This window comes from Paenibacillus macquariensis, assembly GCF_900156375.1.
Classification (GTDB): domain Bacteria; phylum Bacillota; class Bacilli; order Paenibacillales; family Paenibacillaceae; genus Paenibacillus_AQ; species Paenibacillus_AQ macquariensis.
In genome coordinates, this window is record NZ_FTNK01000007.1 from 260,738 (window position 1) to 280,073 (window position 19,336).

General features: G+C 41.3%; 16 protein-coding genes. 1 reads left to right on the top strand and 15 read right to left on the bottom strand.

Translation table 11 applies throughout. The features are described 5' to 3' along the window. Nucleotides 1-100: 100 nt before the first annotated feature. The 5 genes from BW961_RS15110 to cymR form a co-directional block, all read right to left on the bottom strand. On the bottom strand, nucleotides 101-1,159 hold the full coding sequence (locus tag BW961_RS15110; RefSeq protein ID WP_394327634.1) for an AI-2E family transporter: 1,059 nt from the start codon (nucleotides 1,157-1,159) through the stop codon (nucleotides 101-103). Between the two features lie 276 nt (nucleotides 1,160-1,435). Beyond that, a complete protein-coding gene (locus BW961_RS15115; protein ID WP_068587995.1) occupies nucleotides 1,436-1,645 on the bottom strand; it encodes a hypothetical protein in 210 nt (69 codons plus the stop codon). A 6-nt stretch (nucleotides 1,646-1,651) separates the two neighbouring features. After that, nucleotides 1,652-2,176: a PRC-barrel domain-containing protein gene (locus BW961_RS15120; RefSeq protein ID WP_068587997.1), complete on the bottom strand. Its 525-nt coding sequence runs from the start codon at nucleotides 2,174-2,176 to the stop codon at nucleotides 1,652-1,654. Nucleotides 2,177-2,310: 134 nt separating this feature from the next. Continuing rightward, nucleotides 2,311-3,468: a cysteine desulfurase family protein gene (locus BW961_RS15125; protein WP_068587999.1), complete on the bottom strand. Its 1,158-nt coding sequence runs from the start codon at nucleotides 3,466-3,468 to the stop codon at nucleotides 2,311-2,313. A 24-nt stretch (nucleotides 3,469-3,492) separates the two neighbouring features. After that, nucleotides 3,493-3,912, bottom strand: a complete 420-nt coding sequence (cymR, locus tag BW961_RS15130) for a cysteine metabolism transcriptional regulator CymR (RefSeq protein ID WP_068588001.1) — start codon at nucleotides 3,910-3,912, stop codon at nucleotides 3,493-3,495. A 289-nt stretch (nucleotides 3,913-4,201) separates the two neighbouring features. Here cymR and mnmA point away from each other — a divergent pair, with 289 nt between their 5' ends. Continuing rightward, a complete protein-coding gene (gene mnmA / locus BW961_RS15135) occupies nucleotides 4,202-5,338 on the top strand; it encodes a tRNA 2-thiouridine(34) synthase MnmA (protein ID WP_068588004.1) in 1,137 nt (378 codons plus the stop codon). A 97-nt stretch (nucleotides 5,339-5,435) separates the two neighbouring features. Here the strand turns inward: mnmA and BW961_RS15140 are convergent, their stop codons facing one another. The 10 genes from BW961_RS15140 to BW961_RS15185 all read right to left on the bottom strand — a co-directional run bounded on the left by BW961_RS15140 (nucleotide 5,436) and on the right by BW961_RS15185 (nucleotide 19,325). Beyond that, nucleotides 5,436-6,743 (bottom strand): replication-associated recombination protein A, encoded by a 1,308-nt coding sequence (locus tag BW961_RS15140; RefSeq protein WP_068588006.1) that lies wholly within the window; start codon nucleotides 6,741-6,743, stop codon nucleotides 5,436-5,438. A gap of 134 nt (nucleotides 6,744-6,877) precedes the next feature. Then, nucleotides 6,878-7,177 carry a CD3324 family protein gene (locus BW961_RS15145; protein ID WP_068537984.1) on the bottom strand — a complete coding sequence of 100 codons (300 nt, stop codon included), beginning with the start codon at nucleotides 7,175-7,177 and terminating at the stop codon, nucleotides 6,878-6,880. Nucleotides 7,178-7,534: 357 nt separating this feature from the next. Next, nucleotides 7,535-9,709 (bottom strand): HelD family protein, encoded by a 2,175-nt coding sequence (locus BW961_RS15150; RefSeq protein WP_068588008.1) that lies wholly within the window; start codon nucleotides 9,707-9,709, stop codon nucleotides 7,535-7,537. 254 nt (nucleotides 9,710-9,963) lie between these two features. Further along, complete coding sequence (locus BW961_RS15155) at nucleotides 9,964-11,262, bottom strand: NCS2 family permease (protein ID WP_068588145.1); 1,299 nt, start codon at nucleotides 11,260-11,262, stop codon at nucleotides 9,964-9,966. Nucleotides 11,263-11,380: 118 nt separating this feature from the next. After that, nucleotides 11,381-12,136: a tRNA threonylcarbamoyladenosine dehydratase gene (locus BW961_RS15160; protein WP_068588011.1), complete on the bottom strand. Its 756-nt coding sequence runs from the start codon at nucleotides 12,134-12,136 to the stop codon at nucleotides 11,381-11,383. A 15-nt stretch (nucleotides 12,137-12,151) separates the two neighbouring features. Then, nucleotides 12,152-13,933 (bottom strand): aspartate--tRNA ligase, encoded by a 1,782-nt coding sequence (aspS, locus tag BW961_RS15165; RefSeq protein ID WP_068588013.1) that lies wholly within the window; start codon nucleotides 13,931-13,933, stop codon nucleotides 12,152-12,154. Between the two features lie 43 nt (nucleotides 13,934-13,976). After that, nucleotides 13,977-15,221 (bottom strand): histidine--tRNA ligase, encoded by a 1,245-nt coding sequence (hisS, locus tag BW961_RS15170; RefSeq protein WP_068588015.1) that lies wholly within the window; start codon nucleotides 15,219-15,221, stop codon nucleotides 13,977-13,979. Between the two features lie 570 nt (nucleotides 15,222-15,791). Continuing rightward, on the bottom strand, nucleotides 15,792-16,235 hold the full coding sequence (locus BW961_RS15175; RefSeq protein ID WP_068588017.1) for a hypothetical protein: 444 nt from the start codon (nucleotides 16,233-16,235) through the stop codon (nucleotides 15,792-15,794). A gap of 423 nt (nucleotides 16,236-16,658) precedes the next feature. Continuing rightward, nucleotides 16,659-17,108, bottom strand: coding sequence for a D-aminoacyl-tRNA deacylase (dtd, locus tag BW961_RS15180; RefSeq protein WP_068588020.1), 450 nt, complete (start codon nucleotides 17,106-17,108; stop codon nucleotides 16,659-16,661). A 36-nt stretch (nucleotides 17,109-17,144) separates the two neighbouring features. Next, complete coding sequence (locus BW961_RS15185) at nucleotides 17,145-19,325, bottom strand: RelA/SpoT family protein (protein ID WP_068588023.1); 2,181 nt, start codon at nucleotides 19,323-19,325, stop codon at nucleotides 17,145-17,147. Nucleotides 19,326-19,336: the final 11 nt, after the last annotated feature.

Sequence of the window (19,336 nt, forward strand, 5' to 3'; positions counted from 1 at the left end):
TTAAGGAACACGGTCGTACTTCATTTCATCGTCGATTTGTCATTTATTGCTCATTATCAGTACAAGTATATAGAGGTCCCTTGCTTCTGTCAATCCAGCATTACACTGTCTTTCGCTTGATATAATAAGCAAAGAGATGCTGAATAACGACTTTAATAACAGCCAATAGTGGAACAGCAAGAATCAGTCCTACGATCCCTGCAATTTCTCCTCCGACTAATAACGCAAATATGATTAGTACAGGATGTAAATGTAACTTCCTTCCGACCACTTGAGGAGAAATAACATTACTCTCCATCACTTGACAGACGGTATTAACTACAACCACTAGCAATACCATTTTGATAGATACCGTAGAAGCCATAACGACCGCCGGTGCGGCACCCAGGAACGGTCCCAAATAAGGAACAACATTAAATACAGCGACGACACTGGCGAGCAATAGTGCATAGGGCATACCGATGATCATGTATCCGATATAAGCAAGCACACCTATGATTAGACAGACCATGAATTGACCACGGACATAACTTCCTAGCGCACTATCGATTTCTTTTAACACAACAACAATAGTCTTTCGCCCAGAACGGGGTAAGTATGATACAACCGTCCGTTCAAACACATCGAAATCCTTTAAAATATAAAAAATCAGAAAAGGTACAATGAATATGTTGAGTACCACATTAATCGTACTTCCAATATTATTCATAAAGGAAGATATTCCTTGTGCAAGTCGATCTTCCCACTGAAAGAACCAATCCATCACACCTGCTCTGACCCCCGTCGGAAGAAGATTAGAATCTAAATTCGTCACGAAACTTTGAGCATGCATGGTCATCTCTGGTAAATGCTCATTGAGTTCTTCCAACTGCTCGATAAACATAGGAATCATATTCATGATAATAACCACGAGGCATGATATGAACACCGCATAAATGAGAAGTACAGCCATAATTCGTGGTACTTTTCGATTCTGAAGCATACTTACAATTGGATTAAGGACATATGAAATGATCATAGCTACCATGAATGGAGCAAGAATAATTTTCAAAAAATGATAGATGTTCATGAATAACGGGCGTAATAACCATATGAAATACATACTAATCAGACCCAGTAGTACCCAAATCATAACCCGAAACCACTTGTTGTGTGACATGGATTCCAACCGATTAACCTCCTTCCGGACTAGCCTTCTACAAGTAGTATATGTACAGAACTTGCAGAATAATCTATGGAAGGACATCTAAACTGAAATTAACAAAAAACGTATTAAGCAAAAACACCTCCTTGCATAACCTAAAATACTGGCCATGATTCGGAGGTGTTTGAGGGTATGTAAGAAATACATAATCACAGATATATATAATGTACTAAAGTTCGCGCTCTGATTAGGGTCGTCTTTAGTTCAATCTATATAGCTAACCCTATACATTTAAGAAGAGACATGTATATGTGGAAAGTCCTGAGCCATTTCTTCACCAAAAAATAAATCATCTAGAGAGCTCAATGTTCCATCTTCCTCTACTTGGTAGACAGACATTTTCTCTCCGTTCACAGACAGTTCGATAAAACAACCCCAGCAATAGAACTGGTGAGATCCAATCTTCCCGATATCTTTCGAACTACAATTAGGACATTTCATTATTTATCACCTATCCGCTTCCAGAATGAGTGGCTTTACTAAACGTTCTTCGCTCATTGGAGGGACGACAACAGCATCTTCTCCAACAACCATATCGGACGTACAAGGTAACCACTTTCGTCCTTCAATTAAATCCATGACAAAACCATCACATATTTCCAGACTTACTATTGTATTGCCCATTTCCTGGTCAATATAAACATCCGATATCCTGCCAAGCATGAGACCGTCCTCCGTTAAGACAGGTAAATCCTTCAGTTTGTTCTTCCCAAGAGAATAGGTAAACTGTATGTTGTCGGCTTTCGTCATACGAATAGCCTGTTGATTACGAATCATTACGGCATCTTCACCGTAAGCAACAATTTCACTCCAATCAATGGTTTTAACCATACTGGAGAATAATGCTTTACGTTCAAGTACAAACCCTACAATTGTCCAATGAGAATCTAATATGAAATCGCAGACTTTGCCAATCTCCTTACCTTCTTCCACATCAAACACGGAAATCCCTATCATTTCTTGTAGCTTCAAGGAAAGATCCTCCTCACCATCATCAAATTGAAACCATAGCAGCCTAATCAAAGCAATAATCGCTATACATGAACTGACACATGATTTCTAGGATGAAATGGAAAACCATCATACCCCCTTATCCATCGTCGGAACTACCTATGATCTCTTTTACGTATACGCTGAAGAATGGTTCCAATTATTCGGGCAGTACATTCCATTTCTTCAGTAGTATTACCCAAACCATAGCTAAATCGAACCGCTGATTTCAAAATTTGCTCAGGGAGATTCATAGCTTTAAGAACATGCGATAATTCTAATGAACCAGAAGTACATGCCGAACCACTAGATGCAGCAATTCCTTCCATATCCATACTCATGAGAAGCGTCTCTGAATCGATTTCTGGAAAACTAATATTGAGAATGTGAGGCAGAAATTCCGTAGAATGACCGTTCACAATAAAGAAATCACGACCTACTTCCCGTGCTAATGCATCAAGCAATGTACTTCTAAGAAGTACATAATAGTCGGTTCTTTCTTTTAATTGGTCATACATAATCTCGATTGCTTTTGCAAATCCCACAACACCAGCAATATTCTCTGTTCCTGCACGACGTTTCTTCTCCTGAAGCCCTCCATATAACCGAGCATTCAATTGTAGACCACGACGAACATAAAGAGCACCTACGCCTTGAGGACCATTAACCTTATGTGCTGAGAAGCTCATAAGATCAACAGCCAACTCCTTACATGAAATCGGAACAGCTCCTAATGCCTGTACCGCATCTACATGAAACAGAATACCTCGACTACGTGCTAGTTCCCCTATCTCTTTAATAGGCTGTATTGTACCTACTTCATTGTTACCATACATAATACTGATTAGTATGGTTTCCTCCGTGATGGCATCCTCTAAATCACTTAAGCTAATCTGACCCGTTGCATCTACAGGAAGATACGTAATCTGGAAACCCTCGCGTTCCAGTTGATCACATGTATGCAAGATTGCATGATGCTCAATGGAAGAAGTAATAATATGTTTGCCTTTATGGCTTAATAATGAAGATACCCCAAACAAAGCTAAATTATCACTTTCTGTTCCTCCACCTGTAAATACAAGTTCGTCTGGATAACAATCAAGCAATGCACACACTTGATCTCGTGCTCCGTTCAACATACGTTTTGCACTTCGTCCAAACGTATGTACACTTGATGCATTACCATATTGTTCAGTCATAATCTTCATCATGACACTAGCTACCTCTGGATGAATAGGTGTAGAAGCCGCATGGTCCAAATAAATTGAATTCATTATATAGCCACCGCCTATTTGAAATTAAATATAGAACATGTAATTGTCAGCAGCACTTTTCTCTTCAAAAGAGATAAGATCTTGCAATGTTGTAGAATCTAGTGCACTAGCGATACCATCTCGAATTCTTAGCCATAAATCCCGCTTCGCTGGATCATCTTCTTCTGTAAAGTCGACTGGGGAAATAGGTCCTTCCAGAACGCGAATAACATCACCTGCTGTAATGGTTGACGGATCCCGAAATAAAATATAACCACCGTAAGCCCCACGAACACTTTTTACCAACCCTGCATTACGAAGTGGTGCAATCAATTGTTCAAGATAATGCTCTGATAATTGATTTTTCTCAGCAATACTTTTCAGTGAAGTTGGTCCCTCACCAAACTTAGAAGATAGTTCCATCATAATGGTTAAGCCGTAACGTCCTTTTGTTGATATTTTCATATCTAGCACCTCTTTCTATTCATATAAAAATCTTGTATGATTGTTTGCTGTTCATTTCATCTGTATGGTTAGCATAATCGGTACGTTTGGGTGATCATTCACACTATTCCAACCTATTCCGATCATTACCCTTTGCTTATGGTAACATATTCAGTTCCTATATGGAAAACAAACCGTTACAAATAGAAGAAATGTTCGTCCCGAGTGGACATAACTCAGTATGTGATCTCATGTTGATTATGTTAAAATACAATATGGGCACAATTTTAATATAAAGATGGTGATTCTGATGTCAATAGATAATAGCAACACACGTGTCGTTGTCGGCATGTCTGGAGGTGTCGATTCCTCTGTTACCGCGCTGCTTCTGAAACAGCAAGGTTATGATGTGATCGGGATCTTTATGAAGAATTGGGATGACACCGATCAATTCGGTAATTGTACGGCTGAAGATGATGCGGAAGATGTACGCCGTGTCTGTGAGCAGATCGATATTCCCTACTATACGGTCAATTTCGAGAAGGAATACTTTGATAAAGTATTCTCCTACTTCCTTGATGAATATAAGTCTGGTAGAACGCCCAATCCTGATGTGATGTGCAACCGTGAGATCAAATTCGGGGAATTCTTGAATAAAGCTCTCAATTTAGGTGCGGATTATGTTGCTACAGGGCATTATGCCAGAGTAGTGGAAGAGAATGGCGTTTATAAACTATTACGTGGTATTGATAGTAATAAAGATCAGACCTACTTCCTAAACGCCTTAAATCAGGAACAATTCTCGAAAGCCATGTTCCCGATCGGACATCTTCCTAAGCCGGAAGTACGACGCATTGCAGAAGAAGCAGGTCTATATACTGCGAAGAAGAAAGATAGCACAGGCGTCTGTTTCATCGGTGAACGTAACTTCAAAGAGTTCCTTAGCCAATACTTACCTGCTCAGTCTGGTAAAATGGTTGATGTTGCAACCGGTGAAGTTAAAGGCGATCACGATGGATTGATGTATTATACCCTCGGTCAGCGTCAAGGTCTTGGCATTGGTGGATCAGGTAATGGTGAGCCTTGGTTTGTAGCGGATAAGAATCTAGAGCATAACATTCTATATGTCGTGCAAGGTGATAGTCATCCTAGTCTCTATTCTAATGGGCTTATAGCAACGGGTGTGAATTGGATTGCAGGGGAAGGATCTTTGCCCAAAGGACCTTTTACTTGCACAGCCAAATTCCGTTACCGGCAGCCTGATCAAGCTGTGACGCTGAACTGGCTTGCCGATGGATCGGTTAACGTCGTTTTTGATAAACAACAAAAGGCCATTACGCCAGGACAAGCTGTCGTCTTCTTCCAAGGTGAAGAATGCCTCGGTGGCGGCACTATCGATAAAGTTGATAAAATACCTTACACTATCCCTCCAATACGAACAAAATAAACAAATGCCCTTCTCGTTATGAACGAGAAGGGCGTTTTGTATTTATACAATTTGTTGTGAGTAGCACGCTTCATCCAATCCCCTGCAAAAGTGAAAGCTACAATTCACGCCGACGTTCTTGATTCAACCTAATCTTAGACTCATTTCCTTGCTCCGTTGCTTGATAAAATACCCGACGTGAGATCTCCTTAGGTAAATAATCTTGCTTTACATAATGATTAGGAAAATTATGTGGATATTTATATCCTTCATGTCCAAGCTTCACAGCGCCTTTATAGTGAGTATCTCTTAAGTGTAGAGGTACCTCTGCTGATCTGATATCGTCCATAGCCGTCATTGCTTTGGAAATAGCAAGATATACGGCATTGGATTTAGGACTTTCAACCGCAAAAAGAATCGCTTGTGAGATATTCAGTTTCCCCTCAGCCCATCCATTATTCCGATATGCATCAAGTGCAGTTACCGCCTGCACTAGCGCCTGCGGATTAGCAAGACCTATATCTTCACTACTAGCTGCAATTAAGCGTCGGATGAACACCATGGGATCCATCCCAAGCTTCTCCACCCCATACAGAAACCAGAATAGAGCAGCATCGCTTGAACCTCGAATACTCTTATGAAATGCCGAAATGATATCATACTGAGTGGATTCATCCGCCTTGACGATGGGTCTACGGATAGATTCTTCCGCGACTTCAATCGAAACGTGAATCGTACCATCATTCTCTGGAGCTGTCGTCAACACCGCTAACTCTAATGCATTAAGCGCTCTACGAATATCCCCGTTTGCCATCGTTGCGATATGCTCTAATGCATCTTCATCCACATCGAGATTCATGTACCCAAGCCCTTTTTCCGAATCTATGAGTGCACGTTTCATGGCGATTAAGGAATGTTCCTTCGTGAGCGGGTTTAATTGAAATAACGTTGATCGACTCATTAAAGCGCCGTTGACGTAATGAAATGGGTTTTCCGTTGTCGCTCCAATAAACACAATGGTGCCTTTCTCAACAGCAGGTAACAATGCATCTTGCCGAGAACTGTTAAAGCGGTGTACCTCATCTAAGAAAAGAATCGTCTTAGTTCCGTATAAAGACTTGCTGGTGTGAGCCTGATCGATCACCTCTCGCACGTCTTTCACAGAAGCTTCTACCGCATTTAGTCGTACAAATGTAGCCTTGGTATGATGAGAAATAATATGCGCTAACGTCGTTTTACCAGATCCAGGTGGCCCATATAAAAGAATCGATGAGACTTGATCTGCTTCAATCGCACGTCGCAATAACTTTCCTTGTCCAACAATATGTTCTTGTCCAATATATTCATCCAGATTCACCGGGCGCATTCGATCCGCAAGTAGCCGCGAGACGGGATCCGATTCCTGCTGAAAAGAAAATAAATCCATTATAAATTCACGTCCTAACTATCCATCATGATTAGAAATGTCTTAGTCCATCATATCACAATCGTAGTGAACACAAGAAGAACCGTCTGGCTTCATTCGCCTGACGGTTCTCTAGAACACTCTATGCTAACTCTTCATTGAAGATTTGCAGATTGCTTAAGCTCCATTCGCATTTTGACAATCACTTTGCGGATACTGTCTTCAGACAAATGATAGGCTTGCTGCAAATACTCAACAGAGCGACCTTCTGAATATAAACCAAAAATCTCTTCATTCCTACGAGTGATCAACTTCCGTGTTCCACTAAGTTCTCCCCAGCCTACACGCTGTTTGTTCTTCTTCGGGATGTATATCAATTCACCATGAATATACTGTTGAAGCTCTTTCAACAAATTAGGTGGAAGCACATCCTTGCCATTTTTGTAATTCGCGATAACCAACGTCCTCCTTAAACCATTGTCCAACTACTGCTACGTTTAAGACTTTTTTATTCAATACCATTGATTCCGCCTCCTTTCGATTATGTATTTTTTTCCAACTGAATTTATTATACCTCATCCAATGCCCTCGTGGTTATAAAAAATAATAAGGGAGACCGCTTGCCGCGGTCCCCCTTATTCAACAGGTTTTCCGCTTACGCGGAAACCACCTCGTATGCTTTGATCAATTCAATCAGCCTCCTTTCACGGCATAATGGTCGGTTCCGACATCCTTATTAACTCATAACATCAGGTATGCGAACAAGTGAAAGAATAAGTATAACTATTTTTTACCACAACCACTTAATTTCATTATGATTCAGGCCAACCTTGCACGGCTATATCTTCGTCCTGATTTCCCAAATAATCTGGAACACCTTCACCATGCATAATCCATAACTCATGCAATGCACGGGTACATCCCACATACATCAGTTTGGCATCCCATGGTTTGGGACCGTAATGATCTAGATCGGCATCGGCTACAATGACAGCATCGAACTCCAACCCTTTAGAAAGATACACTGGAAGTATGGATAATCCACCTTGGTAAGCTTGTTTGCTTCCATCGATTAAATGTAAATCCGGTGTCACTTTTACTAATTGATGATGCAGTTCTCTAGCTTCACTTAGAGTTCGCGTCAGAATAGCTACCGTCCGATATTCTTTCGAAGATAATCGATTTAATGCCGTTTGTAAATCGTCTATTCTCGCTCCTTCATCCTTACCATAAGGGATTAACCGAACAGTATCTCCACTACGGAATACGGGAATAGCCATCAGATCACTTTGGACACCCTTTTCCAAAATCCCGTTCGCAAATTCGATAATCTCCATCGTTGAGCGATAACTCCGAGTTAATGCGAAGTAGGCTGTATGTTCTGGTTCGAATAACGAACTCATCTCTTCCCATTGATGAACTCCCCGGTAAGCATGAATTCCTTGTGAGAGATCGCCTAGAATGGTGAAGGAATGTCCTCGGACAAAGAAATCCAATATGGCTACCTGGAATGGTGAGAAATCCTGTGCCTCATCAATGACAATATGGTCAAATCGCTGTTCACTGGTTATATCATTTAATAAATAATGAATATACAAAAGTGGCGATAGATCTTCTTCCCGGATAATATCCTTCTTAAGATCCAATTGTGTTGATTTCAGCACGCTGGTCGGAATTCCTTGTAGGGCTTCATCTGACCAACCTATTGGTGCTTTTAAGACACGAAACATTTGTTTATATAATGTCAAAGGCTCATATTTAGGCCACTTGGTAGCGTAACTCTTCTCACGTTGTGTTGCCTTCTTCTTACGGTCTTTAAACACGGCTTCGGATGGGGATTTCTTGAGTTCCATTTCCACCCAGCGATGAATTCTCGTCATGACCCGTTCTTTTCTTTTGGCAAGAGGATACGGCTTGTATTCTTCATTATACCAATAGAGGATCTTGTCCCGAGACAGCACCTTGCCATCCCATGGGCTGAAATCACCTTCTGGTACAGAAGAAGTCTCCAATGATTCAATTACACTTGAGATCATTTTCATGAGTGTCAAAGAACCTTTAAATCTACCTGGAACCTCATCATTTATCTCTCGAGTTCCACCCGTATGTTCGAACCAATAATCAAGTGTCTCTGCCGCATCTGTAAGAGGCATATTCAGCTCAAGCACTTCCAACGCCCAATCCGCAAATGTACTCTGTTGAATATCTCCTACACCTAGTTCAGGGAGTACATCAGAAATATAATCTAAGAACATATGGTTGGGAGCAAAAATAATCATTTTTTCTGCCGTAACTTGCTCTTTATACTGATAAAGTAAGTAGGCCAGACGATGTAGCGCGACCGTTGTCTTTCCGCTCCCCGCTACGCCTTGAATAATAAGAGCTGTATTCTTGGCAGCACGAATAATTTGGTCCTGCTCAGCTTGAATCGTTGATACGATGTCACGTAGCTTATTATCTTTGTTCTCTCCAAGCCTATAGACTAGAAATTCATCTGATACCGCTGGTTGCTCATTTTCTTTGTTATAGGTATCTGAGACTCTTTCTAAGATTTGCTTGCGAATAACGACATTTCGTTTCAAGAATACGAGTCCCTCAATCAATCCTTCAGGCGCTTCATAGGATGTTGCCTCATCACCTCCGGTGAATGAGTAAAAAAGACTTGCTACAGGCGCACGCCAATCAATAACAAGTGGCTGATCTGTTACGACTTCCCGATCGACACCTAACTTACCAATATAAAGTGGCTTTCTATCTTTATCCTTTGTACCCTGGAAATCCAAGCGTCCAAAATAGGGCTCCTGTACGCTTTTGGCTAGTGTTATACGTTTCTCTTTGCGCGCCTCTTCGAGGACCTGCTCTGTGAAATCATGCCCAGTATAGACATCAACACTTTGTAACCATTGCAGTTGACGATCAATTTCTGTGATCGCATCATTCAGCCTTTTCTCTTCCTCTTGATAGGCACTTTGAAAGTTGTCCTCCATTTTCAGTTACCTCCTAAAAGTTTTTTGGAGCTTTCGCATCCTAGTGTTACTTCGTAAAAAAACTTGCTTCGTAAGCATTAACTTAGTTTTTGTGACGCGTTACTTCCTGTTATTACTCCAAAAAAACTCGCTTCGTAAGCATAAACTTAGTTTTGTGGAGCTTTCGCTTCCTATTGATACTTCGCTTCAAAATATTACCTTACAGCAAAGGAAATTAAGTATATCATAACGGTATTAGAGAAACCACGAGTCTTTTACAACAATGAATTAAGAACGAAGTTAGCAATAAATAAAGCGGCAATGCCGTAAAGTACGGGAGGAACTTCTTTCCCTCTATTCTGTGCTAGCTTCACAACCGGGTACGCAATGAAGCCAAAAGCCATGCCATCTACAATACTATAGGTGAACGGAATCATGACCATAACCAAGAAGGCCGGAAATGCTTCAGTCAGATCTGAGAAATCCATTTCTTGTACATTTTGAACCATTAGCCCACCAATAATGATCAACATAGGTGCAATTGCACTATCGGGAATCCAAGTTAATAGTGGGATAAATAAAAACGTAGCAGCAAACAAAACAGCGGAGACTAATGAAGTTAGCCCAGTACGTCCACCAGCTGCAATTCCAGCATTAGACTCAGCAGCTGCCACCACCGGACTTGAACCGAATATACCTGCGAATATATTCGTTATTGACAATGCACGGAGACTTCCTTTAAAGTTCTCCGGGCGACCGCTCATGGCCGTCTGAGAAGCCACTAATCCAATATTCTCAAAAACAACAATCAATAACAGAAGAAATACAGCAATCCAGAACACAATGTTACCCATATTGGACCATGATAACCCACCAAATACTTCACCATAGCTTTGAAAGGTAGGACCCGCCTCGGCTTTAGGAGCAGTCGGACCCGCACCCAGAAGATAAGCAAGTCCTGTTCCTGTCAACATCGTTATGAGCATTCCTCCTGGCACTCCCCGTACAAATAGAACCAATCCTAGGAGCAACGTCACACAAGAAACGATGACTGATGGATCTGAGAAATGGCCAATGGCGACAAATGTCGTTTGATGGGCAACCACGATACTACTTTTCTGCAAACCGATAAATGTCAGAAATAATCCGATCCCTACCGTAATGCCGTGTTGAAGATTTATTGGTATCGCTTCACTAATGATTCGATAAAGCGAAGTAAAGGCTACGATGGAGAACAAAATGCCCGTTACGGTTACAACCGCAAGAGCCTCCTGCCAGCTCAGCTTCATGGAATGAACAAGTGTATATGTAAAAAATGCGTTGATTCCCATACCCGGGACTACAATAATAGGTGACTTCCCACCAAATGCCATAAGCAGACATCCCGTAATGGATGTCAGTAGTGTACCCACCATAGCGGCTTTTAATGGCATACCTGCATCATGAAGAATCGTCGCGTTAACCATAACAATATAAACGACTGCAAAGTAGGATACCATTCCTGCAATCATTTCTTTCTTCCAATCATCTTGCGGCGTAAGACCCAGACTTCGGTGCCAAAATCCTGATTTCATTAACTTGTTCCCCATTCTGTGTTCTCTTTTTTATATCCATTATGTAGCATATCCCATAATGATAAAAAAAGGGCGCGGACACCGAAAATTCGGAAACCACGCACCCCTATTTTAAAATTCATGTAGTAATTCCTTTGTTAGCAAGTAACTCACGAACCGCAACACTAGCCATAATCAACCCTACCACTGGCGGTACAAAAGCATTGCTCGCAGGAGGTTGCTTAGCTTTACGTCTATCTGGTGCATTCTCAGGTACAATCTTTTGCGTGATGTCCTCACGGGGTTTCATCGGCGTCTCTGTCGAGAATACCACCTTCACACCCTTCTTAATACCTTCTTTGCGAAGCCTTGTACGAATGACCCTTGCAATAGGATCCATCGTTGTCTTCGATATATCCGCGACTTGAAACCGTGTTGGATCCATCTTGTTCGCAGCACCCATACTTGATATCATCGGAATCTTTCTTTTGAGACATTCTTTAATAATATGGATTTTGTAAATGATCGTGTCCGATGCATCCAGTACATAATCCAAGTCATATTTAAATAATTCCTCATACGTTTCATCCGTGTAAAACATATTGAGCGCGATAGCCTCGCAGTCAGGGTTAATTAGCTTCACTCGATCGACCATCAATTCCGTCTTTTCCTGACCAACTGTCGTAGTTAAAGCGTGAATTTGTCGATTAATGTTCGTGATATCCACGACATCCTTATCAATCAGAATGATTCGTCCAACACCTGTACGGGCGAGGGCCTCCACCGCAATGGAGCCCACTCCCCCGATACCCAAGACGGCTACCGTACTATTCTTCATGATCTCAAGGCCTTCTGATCCTATTGCGAGTTCTGTACGCGAAAATTGATGCAACATGTACAGATGCCTCCTTTAAGCTTTCTTTTCTTCACCTGGTTTTTTCGACAATTTAATATGAAGTTGTTCAAGCTGTACATTTTCTACTGGTGAAGGAGCATCCATCAACAGATCCGTTGCGCTAGCTGTTTTCGGGAATGCAATCGTCTCACGAAGGTTCGTACGACCAGCCAGTAACATAATCAGTCTGTCCAATCCAAAGGCAATACCGCCATGAGGTGGAGTCCCATATTCAAATGCATCAAGTAAGTATCCGAACTTATCATACGCATCTTCAGGTGACAAACCGAGCGCATTGAACATTTTTTCCTGAATCTCACGTTTAAAGATACGCATCGAACCGCCACCGACTTCATAGCCATTTAATACGATATCATAAGCTTCAGCACGCATCTTCAAAGGATCTGTATCGAATAATTCCAAATCCTCATCCTTCGGACGTGTGAACGGGTGGTGTTCTGCGATATAACGTTTTTGATCATCATCATAGCTAAGTAACGGGAAGTCCAATACCCAGACAAATTTGAATTCTTTATCGTTAATTAATCCTAATTGACGACCAATCTTAAGACGTAATGCACCTAGAACATCTGCAACAATCTTACTGGTGTCCGCGGAGAACAATAGAAGGTCGCCTTCTTCTGCTCCCGTGCGTTCTTTGATTGCTTCAATTTCTTCTTCAGACAGGAATTTAACGATTGGACCTTTAAATTCGCCATCTTTCACTTGGACCCAAGCTAGTCCTTTCGCGCCATAACGACTTGCATAAGTTCCAAGTTCATCGATGTCTTTACGACTCCATGTTCCGCAACCTTTAGCGTTAAGACACTTCACTTGACCGCCATTTCCAATAACGGATGCAAATACCTTAGCTCCACTATTAGCTACGATATCACTCAATTCTACGAGTTCTAATCCAAAACGTAGATCCGGTTTATCAGAACCATACTTGCTCATCGCGTCAGCATGACTAATACGTTGGAATGGTGTCGGCAATTCCGCACCCACGGTTTCCTTGAATAGACGAACCATCAATTGCTCCATCATATTTAAAAGGGTATCGCGATCTATGAAAGAAGTCTCAATATCGACTTGTGTAAATTCAGGTTGACGGTCTGAACGAAGATCTTCATCGCGGAAACAACGAGCGATTTGATAGTAACGTTCAATTCCACCTACCATTAATAATTGTTTGTAAATTTGTGGTGATTGCGGTAGTGCGAAGAACTCACCAGCATGCACACGACTTGGAACCAAGTAATCACGTGCACCTTCTGGAGAACTCTTAGTCAAGATTGGCGTCTCCACGTCGATGAAACCTTCATCATCTAAGAAATCACGGAAAATCTTAGTTGCTTTTGAGCGCAACATAAGTGTCTTCTGCATTTCAGGTCTACGCAAATCTAAGTAACGATATTTCAAACGAAGTGATTCATCGACTTCAACACCATCTTCAATAAAGAATGGAGGTGTCTTAGCTGCATTTAACACTTCAATCTCTGTAATACGTACTTCAATTTCTCCTGTAGGGAGATTAGCATTAACGGTCTCTTTATCGCGTAGTACAACCTCACCTGTTACAGTCAGTACATATTCACTACGAACCTTATCCGCAATAGCAAGTGCATCACCGGAGAAGCTTGGGTTAAATACGATCTGTACGATCCCGCTACGATCGCGGAAATCTATAAACATAACGCCTCCCAAATCGCGACGCGTCTGTACCCAACCGTTCAGAGTAACTGTCTCTCCGATATGTGCTGTCGTAAGTTTTCCACATTGATGTGTTCTACTCATACTATATCAATCCCCTTTTTCTATAGTTAGCCTAATCGGCATTTTAAACAATTTTCAGATGGATCTCATCCAACTTCACAGTAAGCTGTTCACCCGTTTCCATCGATTTCAGGGCTATTTCACCACGTTCGAGCTCATCATTACCAAGAATCGCAGTATAACGAGCCTTCAAGCGATCTGAGGACTTCATCTGAGCTTTCATCTTACGTCCCAAATAATCACGTTCTACTGAGAATCCAAGTTGACGAAGTTTAAATACTTGTTTGGTAATTTCCATGTCTGCTTGTTCGCCTAAAGCGACGAAGTATACATCCAGAGGTTTCTGTGCATTGAGTTCGATCTGTTGTTTCTCAAGAATAAGTACAATACGTTCCAAACCAATACCTACGCCAATACCCGGTTGGTCTGGTCCGCCAATACCACTCACAAGACCGTTATAACGCCCTCCACCACCAATGGTATCAATAGCGCCAATACCTTCTGCTTTGAATTCAAAAGCGGTATGCGTATAATAATCCAGTCCACGAACGAGTCTTGGATTGACAACATAGTCCACTTCCATAACATCCAAATGCTGCTTTACCTTCTCAAAAAGAGTGCTACATTCTTCATCTAAACTTTCCAAAATAGAAGGAGCATCATGGAATTTATCTTGATCCACTTTACAATCCAGTACACGCATAGGATTGCGATCCATTCGAGAATTACAATCTTTGCAAAGACTGTCCTTCATTGGTGTTAGATAAGCAAGTAATTTCTCTCGATATGCTGTACGAGTCTCAGGTGTACCTACAGAGTTAATTTCTACTTTCACACCCTGCATTCCTAACTCTTTACAAAATTGATAACCAAGTGATATTACTTCCGCATCAATTGCAGGATCTACCGCTCCAAAAGCTTCTACCCCGAACTGATGGAATTGACGATATCGTCCTGCTTGAGGGCGTTCATACCGAAACATAGGTCCGATATAATACAGCTTGCTAACATCAGGTTCGCCGTATAACTTATTCTCCACGTACGCTCTGACTACGCCTGCTGTTCCTTCCGGACGTAAGGTCATGCTGCGGTCACCTTTATCATTGAACGTATACATTTCCTTCTCAACGATATCGGTTGTATCCCCTACACCACGTACAAATAAATCCGTCTGTTCAAAAAGTGGCGTACGTATCTCACGATAATTAAAACGTCTGCACAGATCTCTTGCTTTTTGTTCAACATACTGCCATTTTTCTACCATACCCGGCAATAAATCTTGCGTTCCTGTCGGTTTTTGAAAGGCCATTACAACTACCTCCTTTTACATATATAACCATTTTTTTGAATCAAAAAAATCTCCCGCCCTGTTCAAAAAGAACCGGGACGAGAGATTATCATTAAAGTAATCACCCGTGGTACCACCCACATTTCGAATAACTCACTGTCCATTAAGACTGTGATAGCCATCCGCTTATACGATTAACGCCCGTTCAGCGCAGTACGGCTACTACAACATACGATTTCTCAAATGAGAGTCGATTGTTTCGCCAACTGTTCTCGAGGAAGTCATTCATCCGGTCATCAAGAGAATCCTTACAGCCAAGGGACTCTTCTCTGATCTTGTGGGGCCTAGATTACTTTATCCTGTCATTGAATCGATTTTCAACTATTTTTAGATTGTAATGAACTAGCGTACTAAAGTCAATAGCGGACATTCATTTTACGACAAAAAAAAGACCCACAATCGATATTGTAGGTCAAAAGTTATATTAAAAAAGGGGGTCATGGGTTTATTATAGTCAGACTATGTTAAGAGAACATTGATTCTATATTACATTTATATTACATTTTGGAAAGCGCTTTATTTATAACGTTTTTAGTCCAACTTTTCAACATAGGCATGATGTTCTCGAAGCATTTGAACAATTTCATTATAATGCTCAGCCTGAACTTTAGCTACAAGAACATAATTAAGATGATCGATATTATCAGAGGTAACTTCAGCAGCGTTCCCCAACTTGCCTTCATCATTTACATGTGATTCGACACGTTTATCGGTCTCAACATCATTGTTGTCCAGGGTAGGAACAATGTTGATCCCTGCGATGCCGCCCGCTCCCATAATTCCTACTGCTCCTGAAGTATTGATATTGCCAGATGTATTGATTCCGACTAAAGGAAATAAAAGATGATTATCGCGATCAATCGCTTCTGCTAACTTACTAACTTCTAAATGCTCCGTTTTATACGTAAGAAGGGTCGTTTTTGCACCTTCTGCTTGGTCCTCTGTCTGGAAATACGCTTGGATTTGCTTAGACATTGTAAATCCTCCTCTTTCTTTGTTCATTAGAATGTAATTGTTATTACCCTAACCAGCGTATTTTATAACATACTAAATCTAGTGAAATATGGAGGCTCACCTCTCTTTGAATGACCATCCAATATATATAAAAAGACAACCCTCAAAGGTTGTCCATGTTCACAATACTATTATCAAATTCATTGTTCTACAATCTAGGTATATCGTCTCGATGGTTACCCTTGGGGCATACCGCCCACATTGGATATGACACACACTTTGAAGCACGATCACTTTGGAGAATTTCATTAAAATGACCTACGGTTATCATCGGTAACACTTGCGATGAGCATTGTTTGGATGATTGACGCATAACACAGCGCTCCTTTGGTTAGACAAGAATATCTTGCGCTCTATTCTCATCATTCCCTCTAAGCCCACCTTCTATGCGTCTACACGACTATCGATAATCAAGGTTACCGGTCCCCAATTTGTAAACGAAACATCCATCATTTCACCGAATTGACCTGTTTCAACATGTATCCCTTTAGCTATCAATTCAGCGTTGAAGAATTCATAAAGGTCTTTTGCTATATCAGGTTTCGCTGCTGCCATGAAGTTCGGTCGTCTACCTTTACGGCAATCCCCATATAACGTGAATTGAGATACGGATAATATAGCTCCACCCATATCGACAACACTATGGTTCATTTTACCAAGATCATCTTCAAAGATACGCAAGCCCGCTACCTTCTCAACCAAGTATTTAACGTCCTTCTCTGTGTCTTCATGAGTGACCCCTACGAGCACCATTAAACCTTGATCTATCTTACCAACGATATCCCCATCAACGGTAACACAAGCCTCTTTACAGCGTTGTACAACCACTTTCATATGAACGTTCTCGCTCCTTTTATCACTTATCCCTGATTACTGGATAATTCGATGTACCGTGTACACATCTTTCACTCGCTTAATTCGCTCAACAACAGAATGAAGGTGATCCGTATTACGAATTAGAATGGTCATGTGCATCTGTGCCATTTTATTCTTATCAGAACGTCCCGTGACCGCAGATATATTCGTCTTCATCTCGGATACCGCCTGTAACACCTCATTTAAGAGTCCGTTACGATCATGACCGGTAATCTCAATGTCGACACTATAATTCGCTTCAAGCTGTCCTTCCCATTCCACTTCGATAACCCGTGCTGCTTCCTCCCCATCCCCTTCTGAAGGAATGTTCGGACAGTCCATACGATGAATAGACACGCCTCTTCCACGCGTAACATAACCGATAATTTCGTCACCAGGTACTGGATTACAGCACCGCGCAAATCGTATCAATAAATTATCTATCCCTTTAACGCGAACACCGTTCGTAGGGCGATTTTTCTTTTCTACGGTAGGTGCTTTGATTTCCTTGATTTCCGAGGTCAATTCAATCATGTTCGCTTCTTCTTGCTCTTTGCGCAGCTTCTCCGTCAGACGTGTAACAATTTGAGATGCGGTAATACCACTGAATCCTACAGCCGAGAGCATATCTTCAGGGTCATTGAAAGCAAACTTCTTAGCTACTTCCATTAACTTATCATCTGTCATCCATTCTGAAGGTTCCAATCCAAGGCGCTTGAGTTCTCGTTCAATGGAATCATGTCCTTTTTCAACATTCTCTTCCCGTCGTTCCTTCTTGAACCATTGTTTAATTTTACTTTTGGCGTGAGAAGATTGAGCGATCTTAAGCCAATCCTGACTGGGTCCGTAAGAATGTTTGGAGGTCATGATTTCGACAATATCTCCGGTCTTCAGCCTATGATCCAACGGTACGATACGACCATTGACTTTAGAACCAATTGTGCGATTCCCAACTTCCGTATGGATTCTGTATGCATAATCTAACGGTACTGAGCCTGATGGAAGTTCAACTACTTCTCCTTTTGGCGTAAATACAAAGACCAGATCAGAGAAAAAGTCCATCTTAAGTGATTCCACAAATTCAGAAGCATCTTTAGCTTCATGTTGAAGTTCAAGAATCTCTCTGAAAAATGTCATCTTATTCTCAAAGGTACCCACAGCGGATGTGCCTTCCTTATACGCCCAATGTGCGGCAATACCAAATTCTGCAGTACGGTGCATATCGAGCGTACGAATTTGAACTTCTGTAGGCTCCCCATTAGGACCAACCACGGTCGTATGAAGGGATTGATACATATTTGCTTTTGGCATAGCTATATAATCCTTAAAGCGTCCAGGCATCGGTTTCCACAAGGTATGGATAATCCCTAATGTGGCATAACAATCTTTGATATTGTCTACAATGATACGAATAGCAAGCAAATCATATATTTCATTGAATTGTTTGTTCTTAGTCGTCATTTTGTTGAACACACTATAAATATGTTTAGGACGCCCAGAAAGGTCACCTTCGATGCCCATTTCGTCCAATTTTTCTTTAATTCTCAAAATAACACTGTCGACAAATTCTTCACGTTCTGCACGTTTTTTGTGAATCAGATTCGCAATACGGTAATACTGTTGTGGATTTAAGTATCTTAGAGAAAGGTCTTCCATTTCTCCTTTGATAGCGGAAATACCTAACCGATCTGCAATAGGACAAAAAATCTCCAACGTTTCATATGCAATTCGACGCTGACTTTCTTCCGATTGAAACTTCAATGTGCGCATATTATGAAGGCGATCTGCTAATTTAATTACAATGACACGAATATCCTGTGCCATCGCAATAAACATTTTTCTATAGTTCTCATTTTGTTGTTCTTCTTTGGAGCGGAACTTAATGCGTTCAAGCTTAGTAAGTCCATCTACAAGCATCGCACAGGTATCTCCGAATTGGTTACGAATATCAACTAAAGAGACTGTCGTATCTTCAACGACATCATGTAAGAGAGCTGCTATAACAGACAAGGAGTCCATCTGCATGCCAACGACAATATCTGCAACCGCTAGCGGATGCAGAATATAAGGTTCGCCTGATTTCCGAACCTGTCCGTGATGAGCTTGTTCCGCGAAGTCGTATGCTTCTTGGATGCGGATAAGATCATTTTCTTTTATATAGGCTTCAGCCTTTTCAAGTAATCGCTCTATGCCCATCTAGTTTATGC